Origin of the sequence: Butyrivibrio sp. NC2002, assembly GCF_000702265.1 — a bacterium.
Taxonomy (GTDB): domain Bacteria; phylum Bacillota; class Clostridia; order Lachnospirales; family Lachnospiraceae; genus Butyrivibrio.
Window position 1 is genome coordinate 575,365 of record NZ_KL370881.1, and the last position, 19,563, is coordinate 594,927.

19 protein-coding genes are annotated in these 19,563 nt (G+C 43.3%); 8 read left to right on the plus strand and 11 right to left on the minus strand.

Annotated features, from left to right (window positions below):
- Nucleotides 1-37 precede the first annotated feature (37 nt).
- On the plus strand, nt 38-1,417 hold the full coding sequence (locus tag T543_RS13485; protein WP_026667056.1) for a hypothetical protein: 1,380 nt from the start codon (nt 38-40) through the stop codon (nt 1,415-1,417).
- A 206-nt stretch (nt 1,418-1,623) separates the two neighbouring features.
- On the plus strand, nt 1,624-2,424 hold the full coding sequence (locus T543_RS13490; RefSeq protein WP_002575858.1) for a helix-turn-helix domain-containing protein: 801 nt from the start codon (nt 1,624-1,626) through the stop codon (nt 2,422-2,424).
- A 511-nt stretch (nt 2,425-2,935) separates the two neighbouring features.
- Here the strand turns inward: T543_RS13490 and T543_RS13495 are convergent.
- The 6 genes from T543_RS13495 to T543_RS13520 all read right to left on the minus strand — a co-directional run bounded on the left by T543_RS13495 (nt 2,936) and on the right by T543_RS13520 (nt 6,680).
- On the minus strand, nt 2,936-3,097 hold the full coding sequence (locus tag T543_RS13495; RefSeq protein WP_034468524.1) for a nuclear transport factor 2 family protein: 162 nt from the start codon (nt 3,095-3,097) through the stop codon (nt 2,936-2,938).
- Between the two features lie 58 nt (nt 3,098-3,155).
- Nucleotides 3,156-3,941 carry an ABC transporter permease subunit gene (locus T543_RS13500; RefSeq protein ID WP_026667057.1) on the minus strand — a complete coding sequence of 262 codons (786 nt, stop codon included), beginning with the start codon at nt 3,939-3,941 and terminating at the stop codon, nt 3,156-3,158.
- A gap of 12 nt (nt 3,942-3,953) precedes the next feature.
- Nucleotides 3,954-4,748: an ABC transporter permease subunit gene (locus tag T543_RS13505; RefSeq protein ID WP_035769273.1), complete on the minus strand. Its 795-nt coding sequence runs from the start codon at nt 4,746-4,748 to the stop codon at nt 3,954-3,956.
- Between the two features lie 13 nt (nt 4,749-4,761).
- Nucleotides 4,762-5,649 carry an ABC transporter ATP-binding protein gene (locus tag T543_RS13510; protein WP_035769274.1) on the minus strand — a complete coding sequence of 296 codons (888 nt, stop codon included), beginning with the start codon at nt 5,647-5,649 and terminating at the stop codon, nt 4,762-4,764.
- Nucleotides 5,646-6,263 (minus strand): TetR/AcrR family transcriptional regulator, encoded by a 618-nt coding sequence (locus tag T543_RS13515; protein ID WP_035769275.1) that lies wholly within the window; start codon nt 6,261-6,263, stop codon nt 5,646-5,648. The genes T543_RS13510 and T543_RS13515 overlap by 4 nt, the downstream gene beginning before the upstream one ends.
- A gap of 171 nt (nt 6,264-6,434) precedes the next feature.
- Entirely contained in the window at nt 6,435-6,680 is a 246-nt protein-coding gene (locus T543_RS13520) for a DUF6061 family protein (protein WP_026667061.1), read from the minus strand.
- Nucleotides 6,681-6,806: 126 nt separating this feature from the next.
- On the opposite strand from T543_RS13520, the gene T543_RS13525 reads away from it, so the two are divergent.
- Nucleotides 6,807-7,148 (plus strand): hypothetical protein, encoded by a 342-nt coding sequence (locus T543_RS13525; RefSeq protein WP_155841026.1) that lies wholly within the window; start codon nt 6,807-6,809, stop codon nt 7,146-7,148.
- A 16-nt stretch (nt 7,149-7,164) separates the two neighbouring features.
- Nucleotides 7,165-8,148 (plus strand): zinc ribbon domain-containing protein, encoded by a 984-nt coding sequence (locus T543_RS13530; protein ID WP_026667063.1) that lies wholly within the window; start codon nt 7,165-7,167, stop codon nt 8,146-8,148.
- Nucleotides 8,149-8,198: 50 nt separating this feature from the next.
- Here the strand turns inward: T543_RS13530 and T543_RS13535 are convergent, their stop codons facing one another.
- The 4 genes from T543_RS13535 to T543_RS13555 all read right to left on the minus strand — a co-directional run bounded on the left by T543_RS13535 (nt 8,199) and on the right by T543_RS13555 (nt 11,904).
- Complete coding sequence (locus T543_RS13535) at nt 8,199-9,650, minus strand: relaxase/mobilization nuclease domain-containing protein (protein WP_035769276.1); 1,452 nt, start codon at nt 9,648-9,650, stop codon at nt 8,199-8,201.
- Nucleotides 9,599-9,943, minus strand: coding sequence for a plasmid mobilization protein (locus T543_RS13540; protein WP_027215716.1), 345 nt, complete (start codon nt 9,941-9,943; stop codon nt 9,599-9,601). Before T543_RS13540 ends, T543_RS13535 begins: the two co-directional genes overlap by 52 nt.
- 448 nt (nt 9,944-10,391) lie before the next feature.
- Nucleotides 10,392-11,294 carry a nucleotidyl transferase AbiEii/AbiGii toxin family protein gene (locus T543_RS13550; RefSeq protein WP_027215714.1) on the minus strand — a complete coding sequence of 301 codons (903 nt, stop codon included), beginning with the start codon at nt 11,292-11,294 and terminating at the stop codon, nt 10,392-10,394.
- Nucleotides 11,281-11,904, minus strand: coding sequence for a DUF6088 family protein (locus T543_RS13555; RefSeq protein WP_027215713.1), 624 nt, complete (start codon nt 11,902-11,904; stop codon nt 11,281-11,283). The genes T543_RS13550 and T543_RS13555 overlap by 14 nt, the downstream gene beginning before the upstream one ends.
- Before the next feature lie 258 nt (nt 11,905-12,162).
- On the opposite strand from T543_RS13555, the gene T543_RS13560 reads away from it, so the two are divergent.
- From T543_RS13560 to T543_RS13575, 4 genes are all read left to right on the plus strand, one after another.
- Nucleotides 12,163-12,603, plus strand: a complete 441-nt coding sequence (locus T543_RS13560; RefSeq protein ID WP_027215712.1) for a sigma-70 RNA polymerase sigma factor region 4 domain-containing protein — start codon at nt 12,163-12,165, stop codon at nt 12,601-12,603.
- On the plus strand, nt 12,578-12,796 hold the full coding sequence (locus T543_RS13565) for a helix-turn-helix domain-containing protein (RefSeq protein WP_027215711.1): 219 nt from the start codon (nt 12,578-12,580) through the stop codon (nt 12,794-12,796). Before T543_RS13560 ends, T543_RS13565 begins: the two co-directional genes overlap by 26 nt.
- A gap of 485 nt (nt 12,797-13,281) precedes the next feature.
- Entirely contained in the window at nt 13,282-13,440 is a 159-nt protein-coding gene (locus tag T543_RS16325) for an SHOCT domain-containing protein (RefSeq protein WP_330370009.1), read from the plus strand.
- Nucleotides 13,441-13,509: 69 nt separating this feature from the next.
- Nucleotides 13,510-15,243 carry a recombinase family protein gene (locus T543_RS13575; RefSeq protein WP_027215709.1) on the plus strand — a complete coding sequence of 578 codons (1,734 nt, stop codon included), beginning with the start codon at nt 13,510-13,512 and terminating at the stop codon, nt 15,241-15,243.
- A 738-nt stretch (nt 15,244-15,981) separates the two neighbouring features.
- Here the strand turns inward: T543_RS13575 and T543_RS15440 are convergent.
- Nucleotides 15,982-19,098, minus strand: a complete 3,117-nt coding sequence (locus T543_RS15440; protein WP_051638785.1) for an ATP-binding protein — start codon at nt 19,096-19,098, stop codon at nt 15,982-15,984.
- Nucleotides 19,099-19,563: the final 465 nt, after the last annotated feature.

Genomic DNA, 19,563 nt, shown 5'->3' on the forward strand with positions numbered 1-19,563 from the left:
GGGGATTATCTCCGGAGCCTTTTAGAAAGGAGCTGAAATGGCAAAAGACGAAACAAAAGGCGAAAGCCTTAACGATGCCGCTGTCATAAGCGCATTTAAGGATAAGACCAAAGAGAAGTTCCATGAGCTTGACGGCATGGATCCTGAAACGATAGAAGCTAATGTTAAAACAATAGTGCAGGGCATAGTGAATGATTATGGGATGGATGTAATCATTGAGGATGTCGTTGTATCCGGCAGTCGTTGCAGGGGTATGGAGGAGAAAGGAGCTGACCTTGATGTGGTGTTGTATTACAGCGGCTCGGTGAGGGAGGACGATCTGTTTAACACTCTTAATCAGGGAAATATCATTATGGGTGGTGTAAAGCTCGATATAAACACGATATCACAGGAACAGCATGGGAGTCTTTCCGAGTATCTGACCGGTGTGGAAGCGTACCTTACAGAAAAACAGGCTCAAATAATACAGGAAGCACAGCAGCGTAACACAGAGATAACCTATACCGTTGCGGAGTGCGGCGAATTTCACAGCATGGGAACCTATCATGAGGGAATTTCCACTATAGAAGAGGCAAAAGCTCTGTTTGAGAGCATCCGTGAAAATCATAGCAATATGATCCCTGCTGTCGGCATCAACATACATGAAGCTGGGACACCGGAGATAGATGATGTGCAGATGGATGTCCTCTATGGAAACACCATAGATCTTGATAATCTGCGGTATGTTCCTCAGATATGGAATGATCAGGAGGGACTGTCAAAGATCGGGCAGATCATAGATGCATTCCCGGATGTAAAGGTAATCGGGACACTGCCGGGATTGACTGTACAGGATAGACCGGAACAGGATATGGATGCCGTAAAGCCGGTATATGTGGACGAGGCTGCGAAGCTGGCGGCTGAAATAGACCGCTTTTCCAGTGACTTTGATCCCTATGAGTACAAGGATACGGTCGATAACTGGGAGTTACAGGTGCAGAATATAGCGGATGATATCCGAAACGGCAATTCTGCGGATTATAAGAAGTACCTGGGAACTGTGATAGAAGAGAGTGACAACATCGAGGATGTCCGCAAGGCGGCGGAGCTTCTTGTGAAGTTGGCTGAATACAAGCCGCTTGCCAAGGTGGAGGAGCTTGAGGAGGTAAATCTGAACCAGATCGACAATGTACTCAGCAATACGGTTCCAAAATCTGAGGAGAAAAGGGAAGCCCGGCAAGCGGAGCAGGAACGCTTGGAAGAGCTGCAACGCATCGAGGAAGAGGAAAGAAAACGCAGGGCAAGAGGGGAACGCCCATCACTACGGGCGAGACTTGCGGCCAAGAAAGCTATAGTAGCCGCAAACAGTGCAGTCCCCCAAAGAGAAACACAGCGACAGGTGCAAAATGAGCCGGTAAAACCACATATTGAGCTTTAAAGGTGTTTTTATTGGACAGGTAAATTTGTAATATGAGATCAGGATGGGGAAATACCCTGTTCTGGTCTCTTTTTTTATATCAGGTCAAATTTCGTGAAGATGTAGCAAATGGTAAAATAAAACTGTAAATGCCTATGCCGTTATGCTATGAGCATAGTACATAGCATAACGGCTTCTCTTTCGTTGAGCTAGCAAGGAGGGTGAATATGTCTTTATCCATACAAGAGCGATTAAAAGACCTACGTGTGGAGCGTGGCTTGACGCTGGGGCAGCTTGCGGAGCAGACCGGGCTTTCCAAGTCTGCGCTGGGCAGTTACGAAACGGAAGACTTCAAGGACATCAGCCACTATGCCCTTATCCGGCTGGCGAAGTTTTACGGTGTGACCGCTGATTATCTGCTGGGGCTGTCTGAAATGAAAAATCACCCAAACGCCGATCTTGCAGACCTGCGTTTGAGTGATGAAATGATTGACCTGCTGAAAAGCGGGAGGATAGACAATACCCTGCTGTGTGAGCTGGCGGCGCACCCGGATTTCCCCCGGCTGATGGCTGACCTTGAAATCTATGTGAACGGAACGGCACTGAAACAGGCGCAGGGTGCAAACGCCATAGTGGACACGATGAGCGCAACTGTTATAAAAAAGCATAATCCTGGCATGAGTGATACGCAGTTAAGACAGCTTATCACCGCCCATATTGATGAGGACGAGTTTTGCCGCTATGTGATACAACGGGACATAAACGGGATTGCCCTTGCTCTGCGGGAAACACACAAGGACGATTTTTTCAGCGTCCCAGAGGATAACCCGCTAAAAGAAATGCTGGAAACTGCTGGTGAAATCGTCAGCCAGGACAGCGACACGGAACAAGCGTACTTGGCGTTTATCTGCAAACGGCTCAAGCTGAATTTTAGGAAGCTGTCAGTAGAAGAACGGAAGTGGCTGAAAAAGATTGCGGAAAAATCCGACTTGCTGAAGAATCCAAAACCGCAGAGAGGACGAAGATAAAAAATGCCTGAAGGGCGTGTCCGCACAGGGACATCTTGAAATTGAAGGTACTACACCAGCCGATTGAGGGATGAAACGAAAAATCCGAGGCAGAGAGATATTCTCTTCCTCGGATTTTTTTATTTCAATAGACTCTCCGCCTCGAACTTGGTATATTGTGTTGCTGAGAAATGCGGTGCCATACACCACACATGGTTCGGAAAGTATGCTGTGAAAAAATTGCATCTTTTTTAATGCTGTCAGCGGTCTTTCCCTCTTTTCTCTTGTACGCATTGTATCGTCAGAGGCGTGGTTCAGAGCTTCCTTGTAACCCAGAGAGCAACGACCTGTATGTTTGGCTTCAGGAAGCCGCCCGCATCGACGAAGAAGAATATTCCTTCCATGGCATCCATACTGTCGATTTTCCAGTTCCCGGAGGGCCTGTAATTACAATAATTCTTCCTCGCTCCATTTTCGCCCTTCCTTCAACTTCGTGCTCTGTTCACCTTTTCACAACGATTCAATAGGCAAATTATGCTGTAAACATTTCACGGATTGCATCTATCCCAATCACGGGATCATTGGTCACCTGATGATTGGTTGCGTTATCATGGTACAAGCTCATAATTGCCTCTACATCATGGTTGTTAAAGGCATCTACCCATTTACATACTATTTCTTTTGGCCGTAACATAAATATTTCCTCCATATATCGTTAGCTGCTGTTTTCAAGATACACGATTCATGTAACATCACAATTCCCGCCGTTTCCACTGATCCAGGGCAGCTGCGACACAAATACCTGCCACAACGATCGTTAAGACGAGATAGGGAAGGTGGAAACCGTGCAGTGCTACCTCGTACACATCAAAATAACGCAATGGGGTCAGGTAGTCCAGGAAATGATTTCCTGTGTACTCGGCAGTAAAGGCCAACCCATAGGCAGCCAGCATGGAAATTGTTCCTGTCCGCACCGCAGCCTTATAGGATCGAAGCACACTGGAAAACAGCAGACCCAGGGCAAAAAAGAGAGTCTGGGTAAAGAACATTCCCATCGTTGTGGAAAGCACCGCTCCCGGCTGATCCAGACCGCCCAAAGGAAGAACGATCGTGAAATAATTACACACGCCGCTGAACAGGGCGAACACCAGCAGGTTCACTGCCGAAACGATCACCTTCGCCAGAACAATGGTTTTCCGCTTCACAGGCTTTGTGAACAGGTATTCCGATGTTCCGAATTTCTTTTCCCTTGCCACACAGGACAGTCCCAAAGACATGGCATAAGGAAACGCCAGCAGTCCCTCCCAGAAATAGATGCACACATACCAGCCGGTGGATGTCGTCAAGTCGCCTTTGACTCCGAACATGATCATGATCAGTCTCGGAAATTGGCTGACCATCGCTGCCATTTCATCCAGACTGTCCCGTAGGGACAGAAGCTCAAAATAGCAGAAACCGCACAGAAGCAGCATGATTCCCAGCCAGATCAGCAAAAGTCTTCTGGTTTGGCGGAATTCATTTTTAATCAATGTTTTCATGTTCACACCTCCTTAGCTGCGGAACTGAATGTCTTTTTTCAGAAAGACACCGTAAGAAAGCACCAAAAACAAGGCAAACAGCAGCACGCACCACCCAAGATACCGGAGGTCATAGAAGCCGGCTTTGGAGATCTCGGCGGCTCCGAAGAACGAGTAGGGAGACAGAAAACTGATAGCCCGGTTACTGACGATGTTGGAGAAGCTGGTAATGCAATACTCAACGAACACAACCAAACCGGCAGTCAGCAGCGGACTGCGGTTGCGGGAAAACAAAACTCCCACCATCAGCCCCATTGCAGCGAAGAACAGCGTCACAAGGGTCAGGGACAGGGCAATCAGGAAAAACTCTCCCCAAGGAGTTCCGGAACGGAATGTTGCCATGGCGAAAAGGGAAGCCAGCAGATACGCCGCACCCACGATCGCCACGCCGACAAACACCGTCCATGCCTTTGCCCAATAAATTGCTTTCCGGGGAAAGGGCTTTGTAAACAGGTATTCCGAGGTTCCTTCCGTACATTCTCTGGTGTGAATGGAAATGCCGAAGTGCATCCCGAAAACGCCGGAGGCAATCATGAAAAAGCTGGTCAGGAACCCGTAAATACCCAGCGGAGAGGTCAGGTATTCCATCGATACGCCGACGCTCCTGTAAAAGTCCGTGGTGCCCATGGTTTCAAAGAGTTCCACGGAGGCCGCATCCAGAAAGCTGTAATAAGTCGGTGTCATGAAAAAGATGCACGCAGCCAAGGCGATGGCCCAGCCCAGGATATAGGTTCGATGCCTTCTCAGTTCATATTTCAAAATGACCATGCCTGACACCTCCTTACGCATAGTAGTGCAGGAAGATCTCCTCCAAAGAGGGTTCTTCCAAAAGCACATCGTCCAAATGCAGCAGGTGAAGCTTGTCAATGATCGCCGTGATATTGCCGTTATACATAAAGGAAACAGAGGTCTTGTCAGGACTCTCGGTGTAGTTGGCAATGCCGGGCAGGCCCCAGAACTCACGGGGGATGGCCGTTTCAGCGGTAAGGCTGACCTTTTTATAGCCGCTTTCCCGCAGCTCTCGGATGGACTGAATGCCCACGAGCTTGCCCTCTTTTAAGATCGCCACCCGGTCACACAGCTTCTGCACCTCACTGAGGACATGGGAGGAGAAGAAAATGGTGGTTCCCCGGCTGTTCTCCTCCTTCAGAATATCGTAGAAAGCCTGCTGGATCAACGGGTCTAAGCCGCTGGTGGGTTCGTCCATGATCAGCAGCTTGGGCGAGGTCATGACGGCAGACACGATCCCCACCTTCTTCTTGTTGCCCAGAGACAGGTCTGCGATTTTCCGGGTCAGATCCAGATTAAGGCGCTCAGAAAGCTCATACATTTTCGTTTCGCAGTCCATGCCGTACAGGTCAGCGGTGTATTGCAGCAGGTCCCGCACCTTCATGTTTTCATAATAGCTGTTCTCGCTGGGAAGGTAGCCCACATCTCTGGCAATGACACTGGCCTTGGTCTGACAGTCCAGGCCGAAAATAGAGGCGTTGCCGCCGCTGGGATGGATCAGGCCCATCAGCGTGCGGATGGTGGTGGATTTTCCTGCACCGTTGGGGCCAATGAAGCCGAAAAACTCGCCCTCATTCACCGAGAAACTGAGGTCGTTGATCCCCCGATGGGTTCCATAGTGCTTGGTCAGCTGGTTTAAGACGATTGCTTGCTCACTCATTTTTGATACTCCTCCTTATAAAAATTTTTCCGCAGAATTGCGATGTTCTCCTCAAAATTCTCCATGACAGCCTGAAAATCGAAGGCCGCCGCCCCACGGTACCGGGCCGCATAGCCCTCAGCCATCAGAAGCAGCATTTGAAAGACCGGCTGGGCATCCTCCGGGTTTTTGAACTTCAGCGCATCATCTTCCCGAAGAACCATATCGTTTCTGAATTTGCAGACTTCCTCGGTCAGAATCACCAGCGCATCGGCTACTTCCGGAGAGGTTTCCTCCCAGACGCTGGTAATAAACTGCAAAATAAAGGGCTGGTTTTGGAAGCTCTCCATTTCCATGCGGCTGGATGCCAGGATTCTGTCGAACAAATCTGTTTGGGAATTGAGGGCTTCCTTGTCAAATATTCCCTCTATGATTTTCTTGCAGTATTCCAGTAGGTAAATGTAGAGCCGCTTTTTACTGCCGAAATACTGAAACACAGACGCTTTGGAAATGTGTGCGGCTACCGCAATATCATTGATTGAGGCTTTTTCATAACCAAACTTGCCGAAACACTGGAGCGCCGCATTGAGAATAGCCGTTCTCTTTTCTTCGGTCAGGGCCAAAAATTTGTCCAATTCATTTTCTCCTTTTTACATAATAACCGATTCGGTTATTTAGAGTATAGCACCAATAACCGAATCGGTCAAGCAATAAAAATTATCATTTGAAAACAGATACTCACCTAAAAAGCCGTCTGTACAAGCATTTCTCATGCCCGCACAGACGGCTTGCTTTATCTCTGGTAATCAGTCCAAAGGGTTGTATTCCGTAACGGTTTTCAAGTATGTTTCCGGGTCACCATTGAGAATTAAATTCACATAGGCTACCGGGTCATTGTATATCAGATAGTCAAGCTCTGACCTCTGGTACATATTGTCTGCGACCTCGTTCTCAACGGCGGTGCAGTCTATAGAAATCATGCTGCCATCAGCGAAGCAAAGCTCCACACAGGCAGTATCGATATTAAATTCACAAGTTAATAAATCGCTCATTTTGATTTTCTCCTCATTTTGGTATCCTATTTTCGCAAGTCTGACTCTCCAGAAATATTGGTAAATCTTTGGTAAAATTGAGAGCGAAACACAAAAAACGCTTATTTTCAGGTCTTATAAGACGATTTGAGACTTTTCATCATGCCCGGTAAATCCTGCCGTGGCATTGGACTGTTTATGGGAGATAACAAAAAGAAAAAGGCACATATAGCTGTAGGTGCAAACGAGGTGGCTATAACGGAAGCTATGACAGAATGCACGGAAAGAAATTATAACAGTGTAGTCATGCTGTTTAAGGGTGCCGGCTTTTTGAATGTAACTGCGGTGCCGCTCAATGATCTTAATATGTTTAATCAGAAGAAAAATGGGCAGGTAGAAGAGGTTACTATCAACGGAAATAACGAGTTTGAGGAAGGAGATATCTTTCCGAAAAATTCTAATGTGCTGATTACCTACCATAGCAAGTAGGAGAAGGGAGAAAAATATGGCTTTTTGTACGAATTGTGGAAGTGAGATTCCTGAAGGAACAAAGTTTTGTGCTAATTGCGGTGCGCCGGTAGGTAATGCTCAGAATGATGGGACCAATGCTGGCGGAAATAGTGTGCCGGAAACTTCGTCTGTATCTTCGGCATATGCCGTAAATAATCAAAGCGTATATGAACAAGATGTATATCAACAGCAGACCAGTAAGAGAGGACTGGTGGAGACAGATAATGTAAGCGGCCTTGAAAAATATGGAAAGTTCATAGGTATAGGTCTTTTAATCCTTGCAGTGGTTGATTTCGCCACTGATCCGCCAATACTTACAATAATACTTTCAACGGCAATTATCGGAGGAGCGATCTTTTGCCTTACAAAGAAGTATAAGCTTAAGGGCTTCCCTATAGCAGCTATAGTTCTTGCAGCATTTTGTCTTTTAGCGGGAGTAAACCAGGCAAATAGATATGGCATGTTTAAGATTCCCGGTAATGATAAGATAGCCGAGGATTTAACGGAGGAGCGGGCATCAACAGCAACAGCAACCGAGCAGGTAGCAAGTGAACCACCGTCCGTGAATGATGGGACTAAGACAGAACTGTTTAATCAAAAATTGGATAATGAACCTGCAGGCAATCAGGATGATGCTGTGGCTGCAACGGATTCCGATATGACAGATGAGAGCAAGGACGAGGATATCACTGAAACCACTGATCAAACATCTGGCGTGGATCCGGATTTAAAGGCATTTCTTGATAGTTACGAGGAATTTGTTGATGAGTATGTAGTGTTTATGAAGAAGTATATGGCAGATCCAACAAATGCCGTTTCAATGCTGAGTGAGTATTCTGAGATCATGGGAAAATATTCAGATTTCGCGGAAAAGGTAGATCAGTATGATTCAAAGGAAATGTCTACTGAAGATGCCAAATACTATCTTGAGGTGACCACGAGGTGTTCGCAGAAGATGCTTGATATTTATTCAAATTGACGTAAAGGATTAGTTGAGAATTTGAGGGAGTGGTATTCACTCCCTCTGTTTTAAGTTCTACTTTTATCGTGCCCTGTAGTGACTTGCTGTTGAACATAATCGTGAGAACTGTCTCTTCCAACATACTTTTGTACGTTGTCCATTTTCTGTTGAAGTGATTGGACTTCATTCTCAGCAGATTTATAAGTTTTTTCGAGGATAGTCTTTCGAGATTGCATGGCTTCATAGTCGGCCCGTATCTCTGACGGCTCGACAGATTTTGGGTCAAGTCCCATCTTTCGAAGCATTCGTTCAGCACCGTCATATAGAATAAGCTGAGTTTCATGCATACGAAGGTATCTGTCCGGATCCTTGGATTTCTTGTATTTATCCTGAAAGGGTTTATTGTCCCTGTACTGTTCCGCATATAGGAGCAGTTCGGAGACTTTTTTCATTTGATGCTCCAGCTCTACAAGCTCAGTACGGGCAGATTTCGCCTCGGCAGTCTTTTTGTCAATTTGCTTCTGAAGCTGAGAAAGGTTATCTGCAACGGCATAGCTGGCGGCGGCAGTCTTAAGGTTTTTGACGGAAGCCCAGTGCTGGAGACCGGGGCTGTTTTGAAATTTTTCTCCAGAGGTATCTATGAGCGTTCTGCTTGCACCGGTTCTGGTGACGATATCCTTCTTTGGTATCTTGATCCGTGATTTCTGCTTTGGAGCTTCTGTGGTGTTTGGCTCCTGTACAGTTTGTTCTTTTTTCTGCCATTTCTCGGGATTTTCAATCCTGTCTTTGATTTCTTCTTTTGTATAACCTGCTCCAAAATTGCGGAAGCTGCCACGCACAGGTCGCTCTTGGCCCGGGGCGGTGAACTTTATGTATTTTGCGTGAGGATCTCCGATTATTTCACCGGTAACTGTATAGCCTTTTTCTCTGATAAGGCGTAAAAAGTCCTCGTAGGATTTGGCGATTCTAATGCATTCGTCGATATCTTCCTGAAGCCGTTTTTTCCATGATGTGCCTTCCTGTTCAGCTTTCCACTGAATATATTTTTTACCTTTTCTGCCACTTGGCTCAATGATGGAAAGGCTGTGTTCTTTGCATAATTCATCGCTAAGTTGCCTGATGTGATAATAGCTTTTCTTGCAGGCATTGTATTTTTTGTGATCTATGTTATCGGCGGCGCAAAATATAATGTGATTATGTGGGTGACCTTTATCTGTATGGGTTGCGACAACATAGGAGTATTTGCCACCGAGCAGTTTGTCTGCGAGTTCGATCCCGATACGATGTGCTTCTTCATGAGAAACCTCGCCTTTTGCAAAAGACTGGATCAGATGATAAGCCTGATTTTTGTCAGATTGCTTTGTTCGGGAAAGAGCATAGTCAAAGTCATGCCTGGCTGTTTCGGGACTACAGCCAAATGAATCAACGAGCAGTTGCTGCTCGGTCTTATCCGGATTGCAAATATAAGCTACAGCTTTTGTAACGGTACTTTTGATAGCATGGATTCGTGTGTATGCCATATCTTATCCATCAACTCCTTTATCTCATTTAGATCTTCTTCGTAAGCGTTCCCGGTTTTCATAATCCGCTCTCTGATCATGTTTATGTTTCTGCCGAGGGCGGCTATCTGGTAGTTGTATTCCTTCAGTCCGTTATAGTCGATGTCATAGACATAACCGTATAGGATCAGGTGGCGGATATACTCAGATATATTCCGCATTTTGGATTCTTTGATTTTCTCATCGAGGACATATTTTTCATTTTCGCTCAGATACACCTGGATGGGTATCTTGCGATCACGTTCTTTGCTCATATAGGGCACTTCCTTTCAAAATTGCCGTATCCGGCGTGTTTGATTTTTGGCAGAAATGCTCTTTTTTCGGAAAGGGAAAAGGATGCAGTTCTGCATTAACGGGGGTCAGGGGGAGTATCCCCTTGCAAGCTCATTTGCTGTCATTTTGCCGGCAGGGAAAATGGTCAGTAAATGTGGATGTGTCATGACACATCCAATGCTTGGTATTCTTCTTGCAAATCGGTTCCGATTTGCGGGTTCAGACCGCCATAGGGCGGTTCGCTTTGAACCCATAACGCCGTATCCGGCGATTGCCTTTATGCTTTTGTACTGTGGGGAATAAAGAGAAAATAAAAAACTGCCACAGTACGGCGCACGGATAGCGCCGGTATCTTTAGCAGTTTTGGTGTTTTATGAGCCATATCATATCAGAGTGCGAAATGACTGGCAATAGATTTACGAAAATATATCAGAAGAGCTTTTCTGCGATTTCTCTCAGAGTGAGAGAAGTCTGCTCATAGGTCACATCATCGGAGATCAGCGTTCTGGTGATGTTATCGTAGTCGCTCTTATAGAATTCTTTATCAAGGAACTCCGTTATGAGCGATTTTATATCTACGCCTTCTTTTGCGGAAGGGCAGATAGGAAGCTTTGAACGATGCTCACGAACCTGTTGTATAAGTCCCATAAATGAATCATCCACAGTAATGGTCGGATAGAGCATATGGAGATCATACAGGTGTCTTGAAAAACGTTTCGTTTTATCTTCCATGTAATAATCGCAGAGGGCATAAATCTTATCAATGAATGTCCTGCTGACTGACTGCACTTTCATCGAAAACGGTTCAAGCCCGTAATCTGAGATGATGTCTGATGCAGAGTCTTTTATTGCTCCATAGATAATCGAGTCAACATCCCTTTCTTCGGTCGGGAAGGAATAGGAGACAAGGGCGGTTTCAAGTTTTACTCCGGGCATGATGCCTTCCACCGGGTAGTCGTTTGCAGGTTGATAGCCAAAGAGGTAATAGTTGTAATCTTTATCGCTCTCGATACTGTCCCAGTTCTCAATGGGCATACCCAGCTCATCACTGATCGGTTTGAGGATATTGTATTTGAGTTTCTTTCTCCGGGATTCTCCGATATGTTCAGAGAAGGTGATATCAATATCTTCGGAAAACCTGTTGATAAGGTGGAAACACTTCGATAATGAGGTTCCCCCTTTGAAAACTATATCAGGATTGCTCTTTGCCAACAGTTTTAAGATCATGGTAACGTAGTAATCCTTTTCAATGATGGATTCTGCGATGCCGGTCTGTGCGTTGGCTTCTGTTATGACCTCTGTAAAGAGATCCTTATCATTATGCAAGTACATGGTCTAACCTCATTTCATAATAATACCGGAAGGTTGAATCCGGATATCGTCTTATATATTGGTCAACATCGTCTCTTGTAATATGGTTCGCAAGAGAATATTTTTTTAATTTTTCCCTCGCTTCATCATAATCGCTGTCAAGGTAAGAGTCCAGATTTTTTAATAATTCCAAAAGCTGAAGAACCTTAACATTATCATCGGAGATGGGAACATTGGTCTTTCTGACAATAAAGGACTGCTTGCCGATCAGCACTTCCCTTACGATGGCGGCTATGTTGTTGCTGACGATTTCCTTCTTCATAGGTACCTGCAAGGACAGTCCGATGATGTTGGCAAAGGTGCTGCCGGAATAATAACCGTCAGTCTTACCACCACGGGAGATATATTTGTACCTTGCTACCGTTTCGGGAGTCGGGCCGGCGGATGAGCTGAAGCGGGTTTTCTTCGGAATATAATAAATCCCTTTCTCATATCGCACAATCTTACCTGCGTCTGCAAGTGTCTTGATCTGCTGGCGGAAGTTATCCCTTCGCATTCCTTCTATATGAATATCATCGAGGAAGATAGGCTCCCCGTCATCGTAATGTTCTTTCAAATATTCAAAAAGCATAGTCTGCTCCTTATAAAATCACGCTATATAATATATAATATGATACATAGTGAATTATAAGGCATAAAAAATCGCAAGTCAACCCCTTATGACTGGTTTTTTATGGCTTTTTTACGGCTATTTCAGGGGAGGTGATGCCTATCGGAATAAAAAAATAAAAATTTTTTTATTTTATCCGTGATGTTTTGGCATATCAAAACACAGTAAAGGAGTGTAAGGATGTTTTGAAAGTTCCTTGCGAAGAGGAGGAACTTTTGAATGAACGAATCTGAAAAGCGGGAGGTGGAGGAAGACTTCTGGAAATTTATGAGAGACTCCATCTGGTACTGTGCAAGGAACGTGACAAGAAGTGCCAGTGCTGCGGAAAGAAGAAACAGCGGCATTTCACTTGAATCTCTCAGTGAAGGAAGCTTAAGAGACTATATCGCAGTGGAAAACAGTCACGAACTGGGGGAAGAAATTGAGATGATTATCAGAAATATACGCTTCGCAATTAAAAGCGACGGCTTTGGCGATGTTTTTGATAATCTGACGGAAAGGGAAAAAGAGGCACTCATTTTATTTGTAGGCTTTGGCTACGATTTTGATTCGATTGGAAAACTCCTGGGGATCACTCCTGAACGAGCAAGGGACTACAAATATAACGGGCTGAAGAAAGCGAGGGCTAAGAAGAATGGAAGAAGAAAAAATCATAATTGATTACGACATGATCATTGCTGCCAAGAGTGGAAGTATGCAGGCTCTCGGATACATACTCGATCGTCACAGCGACTATATAAACAGAGTGGTGTATCATATAGCACCTTGGCTTAACAAGCAGTGTCGAGAAGAATGCAGCCAGGAAATCATGATGGCTCTTATGCGGCTCATCAGAGAGAAATACAGAGTATAACAATAAAACGGAACTTTCTGGCATTCTTACACCTTTTATTTGTCATTCTCATAAAGTCCATAAGAGTTAAGTGTTTTAGCAGGCATGGTGTCTCTTATAGGCTTTTCGGGCTGACAAGTCCGATGTAAGAATTGCCACCACTACGGTGGGAGTGAACCTTGAAAACAGAATATGGTCATTCTGCAAGACGTATGGAATGTGGAGCTTGCTAAGTGGATGGTGCGATGATCTGCGGTTATATTGCAGCGAGCGTTATCTGTTCTGGCTAACGACAGTAAGGGCTGTCGCGGCGATGATACTTCCAGTGATAATGATACATTTTCCCGAGGGAAACCAATTAGCGAAGGTGGTGCAACGCCAATGTGGGTTACGAACCTGGTAACTACTTGCAGGATTTTTTTGAATGTCTGTGGGCAAAAGCCTATCTGTGAATCAGACAGTTTTTTGCCTGCAGATATTAATTAATGGAGAGATGAGAAGTGGAGGTGGTCGCTATAGATAATAAGAAGCTATTACGTTATAGCATTCAACTGTCTATGCTAAAACAGCTCCTTATCAAACACCTGATTGATGATAGGGAATATAAAAGAATATTAGTGGTACTTATGCGAGATTATGGCGTAATATCTGATCTTAAAACTTGACTTATCTACCGTATTATTTTATATTTATCATAGTACATTACGATAGTGATACAAAAATGAGAGGTGGATATGGAAGTTGAAGTTATAAAAGCAAAGACAAACTTTGACAATTCTGCGGCGGTAGGCAGAAAAGACCGCCTCAGAGTAGCTGCGTATTGTCGAGTAAGTACTGCGGATGAAGAGCAGATCAAGAGTTATGACTCTATGGTTAAGTATTATACTGATTTAATAAAGAAGAATCCCGATTGGAAATTTGTTGAAGTATATGCTGACAAGGCTTCTACCGGAACCAAAGCAGAGACGAGAGAGAACTTCCAAAGGCTTATAGCAGACTGCATGGCTGGTAAGATCGACATGGTTATTGCAAAGAGTCTTTCGAGGTTTGCAAGGAACACACTGGATACCCTAAAGTATGTGAGGCAGCTCCGAACAAAGAATGTTGCTATTTATTTTGAGGTTGAGAAGATTAACACTATCAAGGATGGAGAATTCCTTCTTACCATTCTAAGTTCTGTGGCACAGCAGGAAGTAGAGAACACTTCTGCATATGTAAAAAAGGGTCTTAAGATGAAGATGAAGCGGGGTGAGCTTGTAGGATTTCAGGGCTGCCTTGGCTATAAGTATGATATAGAGACCAAAACGATATCGGTAGATGAAACAGAAGCCGAAACTGTCAGATATATGTTTGAAAGATATGTGGCAGGAGCCGGAAGCACGATGATTGCCAGAGAGCTTAATGAGCAAGGCATCATGACTATACGGGGTAATCCTTGGACATCTTCAAGCGTCATGGGGGTTATCAATAATGAAAAGTATACAGGTGACATTCTGTTAGGAAAGACATTTACTGTTGATCCTATAACTAAGAGAAGGCTTGATAATCTTGGAGAGGAAGATCGCTTTTTTATAAAAAATCATCATGAGCCAATTATCTCACATGAGACGTTTGAAAAAGCACAGGCTCTGAGAGAAAGGCGTAATGGTGGAAGACAGCACCATGTTGAGATTGGCAAGAGAGAAAAGTACAGTAGAATGTTTGCGTTTAGCTCTCTTATAGAATGTGGTTTTTGCGGTGGTCATCTCACAAGAAGAAAATGGCACAGCTCATCCAAGTATAAAAAGACTATTTGGCAGTGTGTTACATCTACGAAGGGTGGCAAAAAGCTATGTCCCGATTCAAAAGGTATTCCGGAACAGGTCATAGAGGAAGCATTTATAGAATCATATAGACTTTTGTGTTCAGATAATCAGGAAGTAATGAATGAGTTTCTGAGTAGGATAGAGAAGACTCTTGGAGATGATGCCAACGAGAAGAACTATCAGAAGGCTAAGAAAGAGGTCAAGCAATACAAAGAAAAAAGAAAAAAACTTCTTGATAAATATGTTGATGACGGGATAGATAAAGAAACCTATATGTCAATGGATGCTGAATATGAGGTTAAATATGCAGAAGCACAGTCTCAGCTTGAATACTATGAAAAGCAGGTACAGGGAGACGATAGTCTTCGCAAGAGAATAGAAGGCTTCAGAAAGACTCTTACTCAGAATCAGGTTCTTGAAGAATTTGATAGAGCGGTTTTTGAAAGTATTGTTGAAAAAGTCATTGTCGGAGGGTACGACGATGACGGAAATGCAGATCCCTATAAGGTCACTTTTATATACAAAACCGGATTCAAGGATAGCTTCGATCATGCTAAAACAAAGTTTGGTCCGAAGAGTAAAAAGAGCGACGAAAATGTGTCCTCAAATAGTAGTGTACATCAGGAAAATCAGTGCTCAAATCATAGTGTAGACACATGTTGAGACCGTCGTCCTGTTAACGAAGACAAGCGGTAGCGAAGGCTGAGTGTTACAGGCGCGGTTGTTCTGGCGAGCCCCGTATTTTGGGGCGAGAGCAGAACTTCCTTGTGAAATAGTGGTGAGACATGACAAGCGCATAACCAAATCGATTTACTTATCTGAGATTATTCTAGTTACCACGGCTGGCCATCCAGTGCCAGCCGCGTTTCTAATTCACGTAGCAAATCAGTTTGCTACGATCGAATAATTTTCAAGGAATATTTTTCGACTTTATCAGAATAAAAAAGGCTTAGTTTACTGTCTAAATTTATGTGTTCTAGTTTTCGACAGTAGAATTCTATGGTGTATTACGGTTGATTTTAATAGTCTTTTCAATTTGGATCGTAATGTTTGTGAGATGATTACGGCAGAAAAAATGATATGCGTGGAAATCGACAGTAGGTAAAGAATGTTTACTACGTGAGGTATTTACATTTTGATGATACTGACCGTAATAAGATCCTTGGTACTACTGTCGATAAATACACTTTGGTAAGAGGCGACCGTAATTGGCGTGCGAGCACTACTGGCGGAATTGGATAAATATTTAGAAAGACCGTAACGGCCGGGATAATGTTACTGCCGAAAAAGTAGATAATGCCAAAAGAGTACGTAATGAGTGCTATAAAAGAAAAATAGAGAAAAAATAGAAAAAAGAGAAATCGAAACTTGGACTCGGTTTGGGAAAATTTGAATTCTACCTCATCCAAGTATACTGATTATCTGATCCCAATCTGCATTTCTGATCGCACTCTTTAGGGCCTCAAATCTCTCTTTTTCATCATCCGGCATTTTGTATTTTTCTATAGAATCAAGCAACATGAGAATACTGTCATAGTCAAACATCTGGGCAATTTCCTTCATGGCAGTGTAGGCCTCCTTTAGCTTGTTGGGAGTGATTACTTCCTTTTCGGAATCGTCTTCAGCCTTTTCAAATATCTTTGCCAAAAGAGCTGTCGCTTCTCTGTACATTACAAGAAGCTTATCGGTATTTTTCTTAATGAAGCTTAAATCGCCTTCATTTCCTGCTTTTTCAAGGCTTTCTGCAAGATTTCCAAGCTCCATAAGACCTACAATTCTAGAAGAACTCTTAAGTGCATGAACCTTGGTTGTATAATTGCCGAAACTCTCAGAATCATAGTAATCCTTTATCTGCCTTGAATTATCCTGATATGAATCATAGTAGGATCGCAGGGCATCCATTAGTCCCTGAGACGATCCGCAATTTGCTATTGCCTTTTTTATATCAAAGAGAGAAGAGTGCCTGATAATCTCCGGTATGATTTCTAAACTGTCATTTCCAACATCATCCTGCTCAGATATTGTGGCCTTTTTTACCTTGTCCCCCGGAAGGAACTTGCAAATAATACCCTCAAGAATATCCGTTTGGATTGGCTTAGACAGATAATCTGTAAAGCCTGCATTTATATAGAAATCCCTTGATCCTGACACTGCATTGGCAGTAAGGGCAATTATCGGAAGGTCTCCATCGATGGTCTTATCCTTCTTAATCTCTGAAAGAGTCTCTATACCGTCCTTTCCCGGCATTCTGTGATCAAGGAAGACCATGTCATATTTCTTTTGCCTCATCATCATAAGACATTCATCACCGCTTTGAGCTGTATCGATCTTAACGAGAGTTTTTTTAAGTAGGTTCTTAATAACAGTGAGATTTATCTCAGTGTCGTCAACTACCAGAATCTCAGCATCAGGCGCTGTAAAGCTTTCCTTATATTCTTTTCTGACGGATATGGATCTCTTGAGGGCTGTATCGTAGTCTCCAAGCGGTTCAGCGTCAATTATCTTCTGGGTAATATCAAAGTAAAAATCAGACCCTTCGCCGTAAACGCTGTCTACTTTAAGTTCACTTCCCATCATTTTAAGAAGGCGCTGAGTTATGGGCATGCCAAGTCCTGTTCCTTCAATCGACCTGTTTCTCTTTTCCTCAATTCTCTCAAAAGCTGAAAAGAGCTTAGGAAGATCCTCTTCTTTGATGCCTATTCCAGTGTCTTTAACAGAATAGCGCAAAATGATATCATCATCATCTATCCTTGTTATATCAACAGATAGGGTTATGCTGCCTTTTTCCGTGTATTTAACTGCGTTGGTGAGAATGTTTGTTGCTACCTGCTTGAGCCTTATTTCATCCCCATATAAAAGGTGCGGAATCTTAGGATCCACCTTTACTACAAGCTCCAGGTTTTTATCATCAGCCCGTTTCTTGATCATGTTGACAAGATCATTAAGAATAGACGCCACATCATATTCAACCGGAACAATCTCCATCTTTCCGGCTTCAATCTTGGAAAAATCAAGGATATCGTTAATAATGCCCAGTAGAGAATTACCGGCGCTTCTGATGGCTTCGGCATATTCTAAAATACTATCCTCTGTACTTTCCCTAAGGATCATTTCATCCATTCCCAGCACTGCATTTATCGGTGTTCTGATTTCGTGGGACATATTGGATAAAAAGGCGCTCTTTGCTTCATTGGCAGCCTGGGCATCCTCAACTGCCTCAACGAGCTCGCCTGTCACGGCTTTTAAGAAGTGCGAGAGTCTCTCGGAAAGAGGGATGAAATCATCATGATGATGAGTAACAGTCTGCTTTATTAATATGTGGGACTTTTCTGTTCCCAGTCCTTCTCTCATTCCTGTGGCAACAAGCGCACTGTTCAATATGCCGCCCTGTCCTTTGTATCTGTAAATTTCACCCATGCCAAGAATGGGAAGAGGCTCCTCGTCTCTTCCTTCACTATAAAAATCAAACTCCAGATGATAATCGCTCTGAAGAAAAATAATTCGGTTGCCACAAATAACTAAAGAGAGTGCTTCAGGGCCAAAACCAGCCATTCGCATGGCAGCATTTTTTGTCCCATTTAAAATGTCATCATACTCGCCATAGGAAAACCTTACCTTCTCACCGGGCAGTATATCTGCTTCAAGGTAAACCTCTCCATTTTCGCCAAAACCTGATGGAGTCCTTCCCATGAACACACCGTTTCTTTTAACAATAAGGGGGAATTCACAGATATTATGGACAAACATTTTGTCCGGCTTAACTCCAAGATATTTTTCATAAATATCTGTAGATTTCATGTCGTCTATTGTAAATACAGTAGTTCTGCCGTCATTGGTTATATTGCAGGCGCATACGTCCATCTCTTTGCCAACAGGTTCCCAGCCAAAGAGATAATCACAATAAACATATAAATCTTTACCGGAGTAGACTATTACCGAAACTCCCGGCCCCACATTTCCCTGACCTATAACTACGGTGTCATTATTACTTCCTACAAAATCGTTTAAATTTTCAACTGAGTTGGCATTGGCGATTGCCCCATATATTGGGACATCCTCAAGACCTTTAGAGAGCTCATCAATAAATAATGATGCAGAAGCTTTTATCCTGGCAAAATAAATCTCGACTGCCTTTACATTTGGAATCTGTAAAATATTCTCTCTAAGCTTTCTGGAATAAAATAAGACATCGTCAACCAGAGTATCTGAATTTCTGTCAAAGTTTTTGTAAAAAGAGGTAATATTTGCCTCCCTAACAAATGTAAAGCTGATGATAATAAGACTTTCAACATGATAAAAGGGCAGAATGCCTCCTGCAGACATTCCTATGGTTTCCAAATTACTAAAACTGGTATTAAGTATTCTTTGAAGCTCGGCTATATCTTCTTCCGGATTATTGGCAAACATGATTTCAGCCACAACTTTTTTATATTCGATGTCAGAAGTTGCTTTTATAAACCCCGGGAGCTCTTTCTTGAATTCCTCCAAGTTCTTTACAATCAGCTTTTTTTGAACCATATACCACTTCACCCTTTATTTTTCAAAAAACACAGTGTTGATAATATCATATCGTATAACTGATAAGTGTTCATGACTCATTATAACATTATAAGGTAGTTCCTGCCGACTGTTTTATTCTGATACAAAGTCGTGTCCGACGCTTTTGGCAGTGAAAAGAAGAGACCAAAAGACTCAAGGACGTTATCAACGAAAAGAGTGCCGATACCAGAAACAATGATTTTACAGTTACTCAGGAAACGAATTTGCTGATATGCAGATATGAGACAATATGAAGTGTTATTCTAAAAGACATTGACGCAAAGATCCATTAATGACTATAATTATTTAGATATAAAAATACTAAGGAAAGAGAGGTAATCATAATGTGTGTTGTTAAAAGAGAGATTGTAAATGTAAATAGTATGATGACCTCGGTTTCTGCCCTTTAAATCTTATAGGGATAAATGTTATGACTTTTAACCG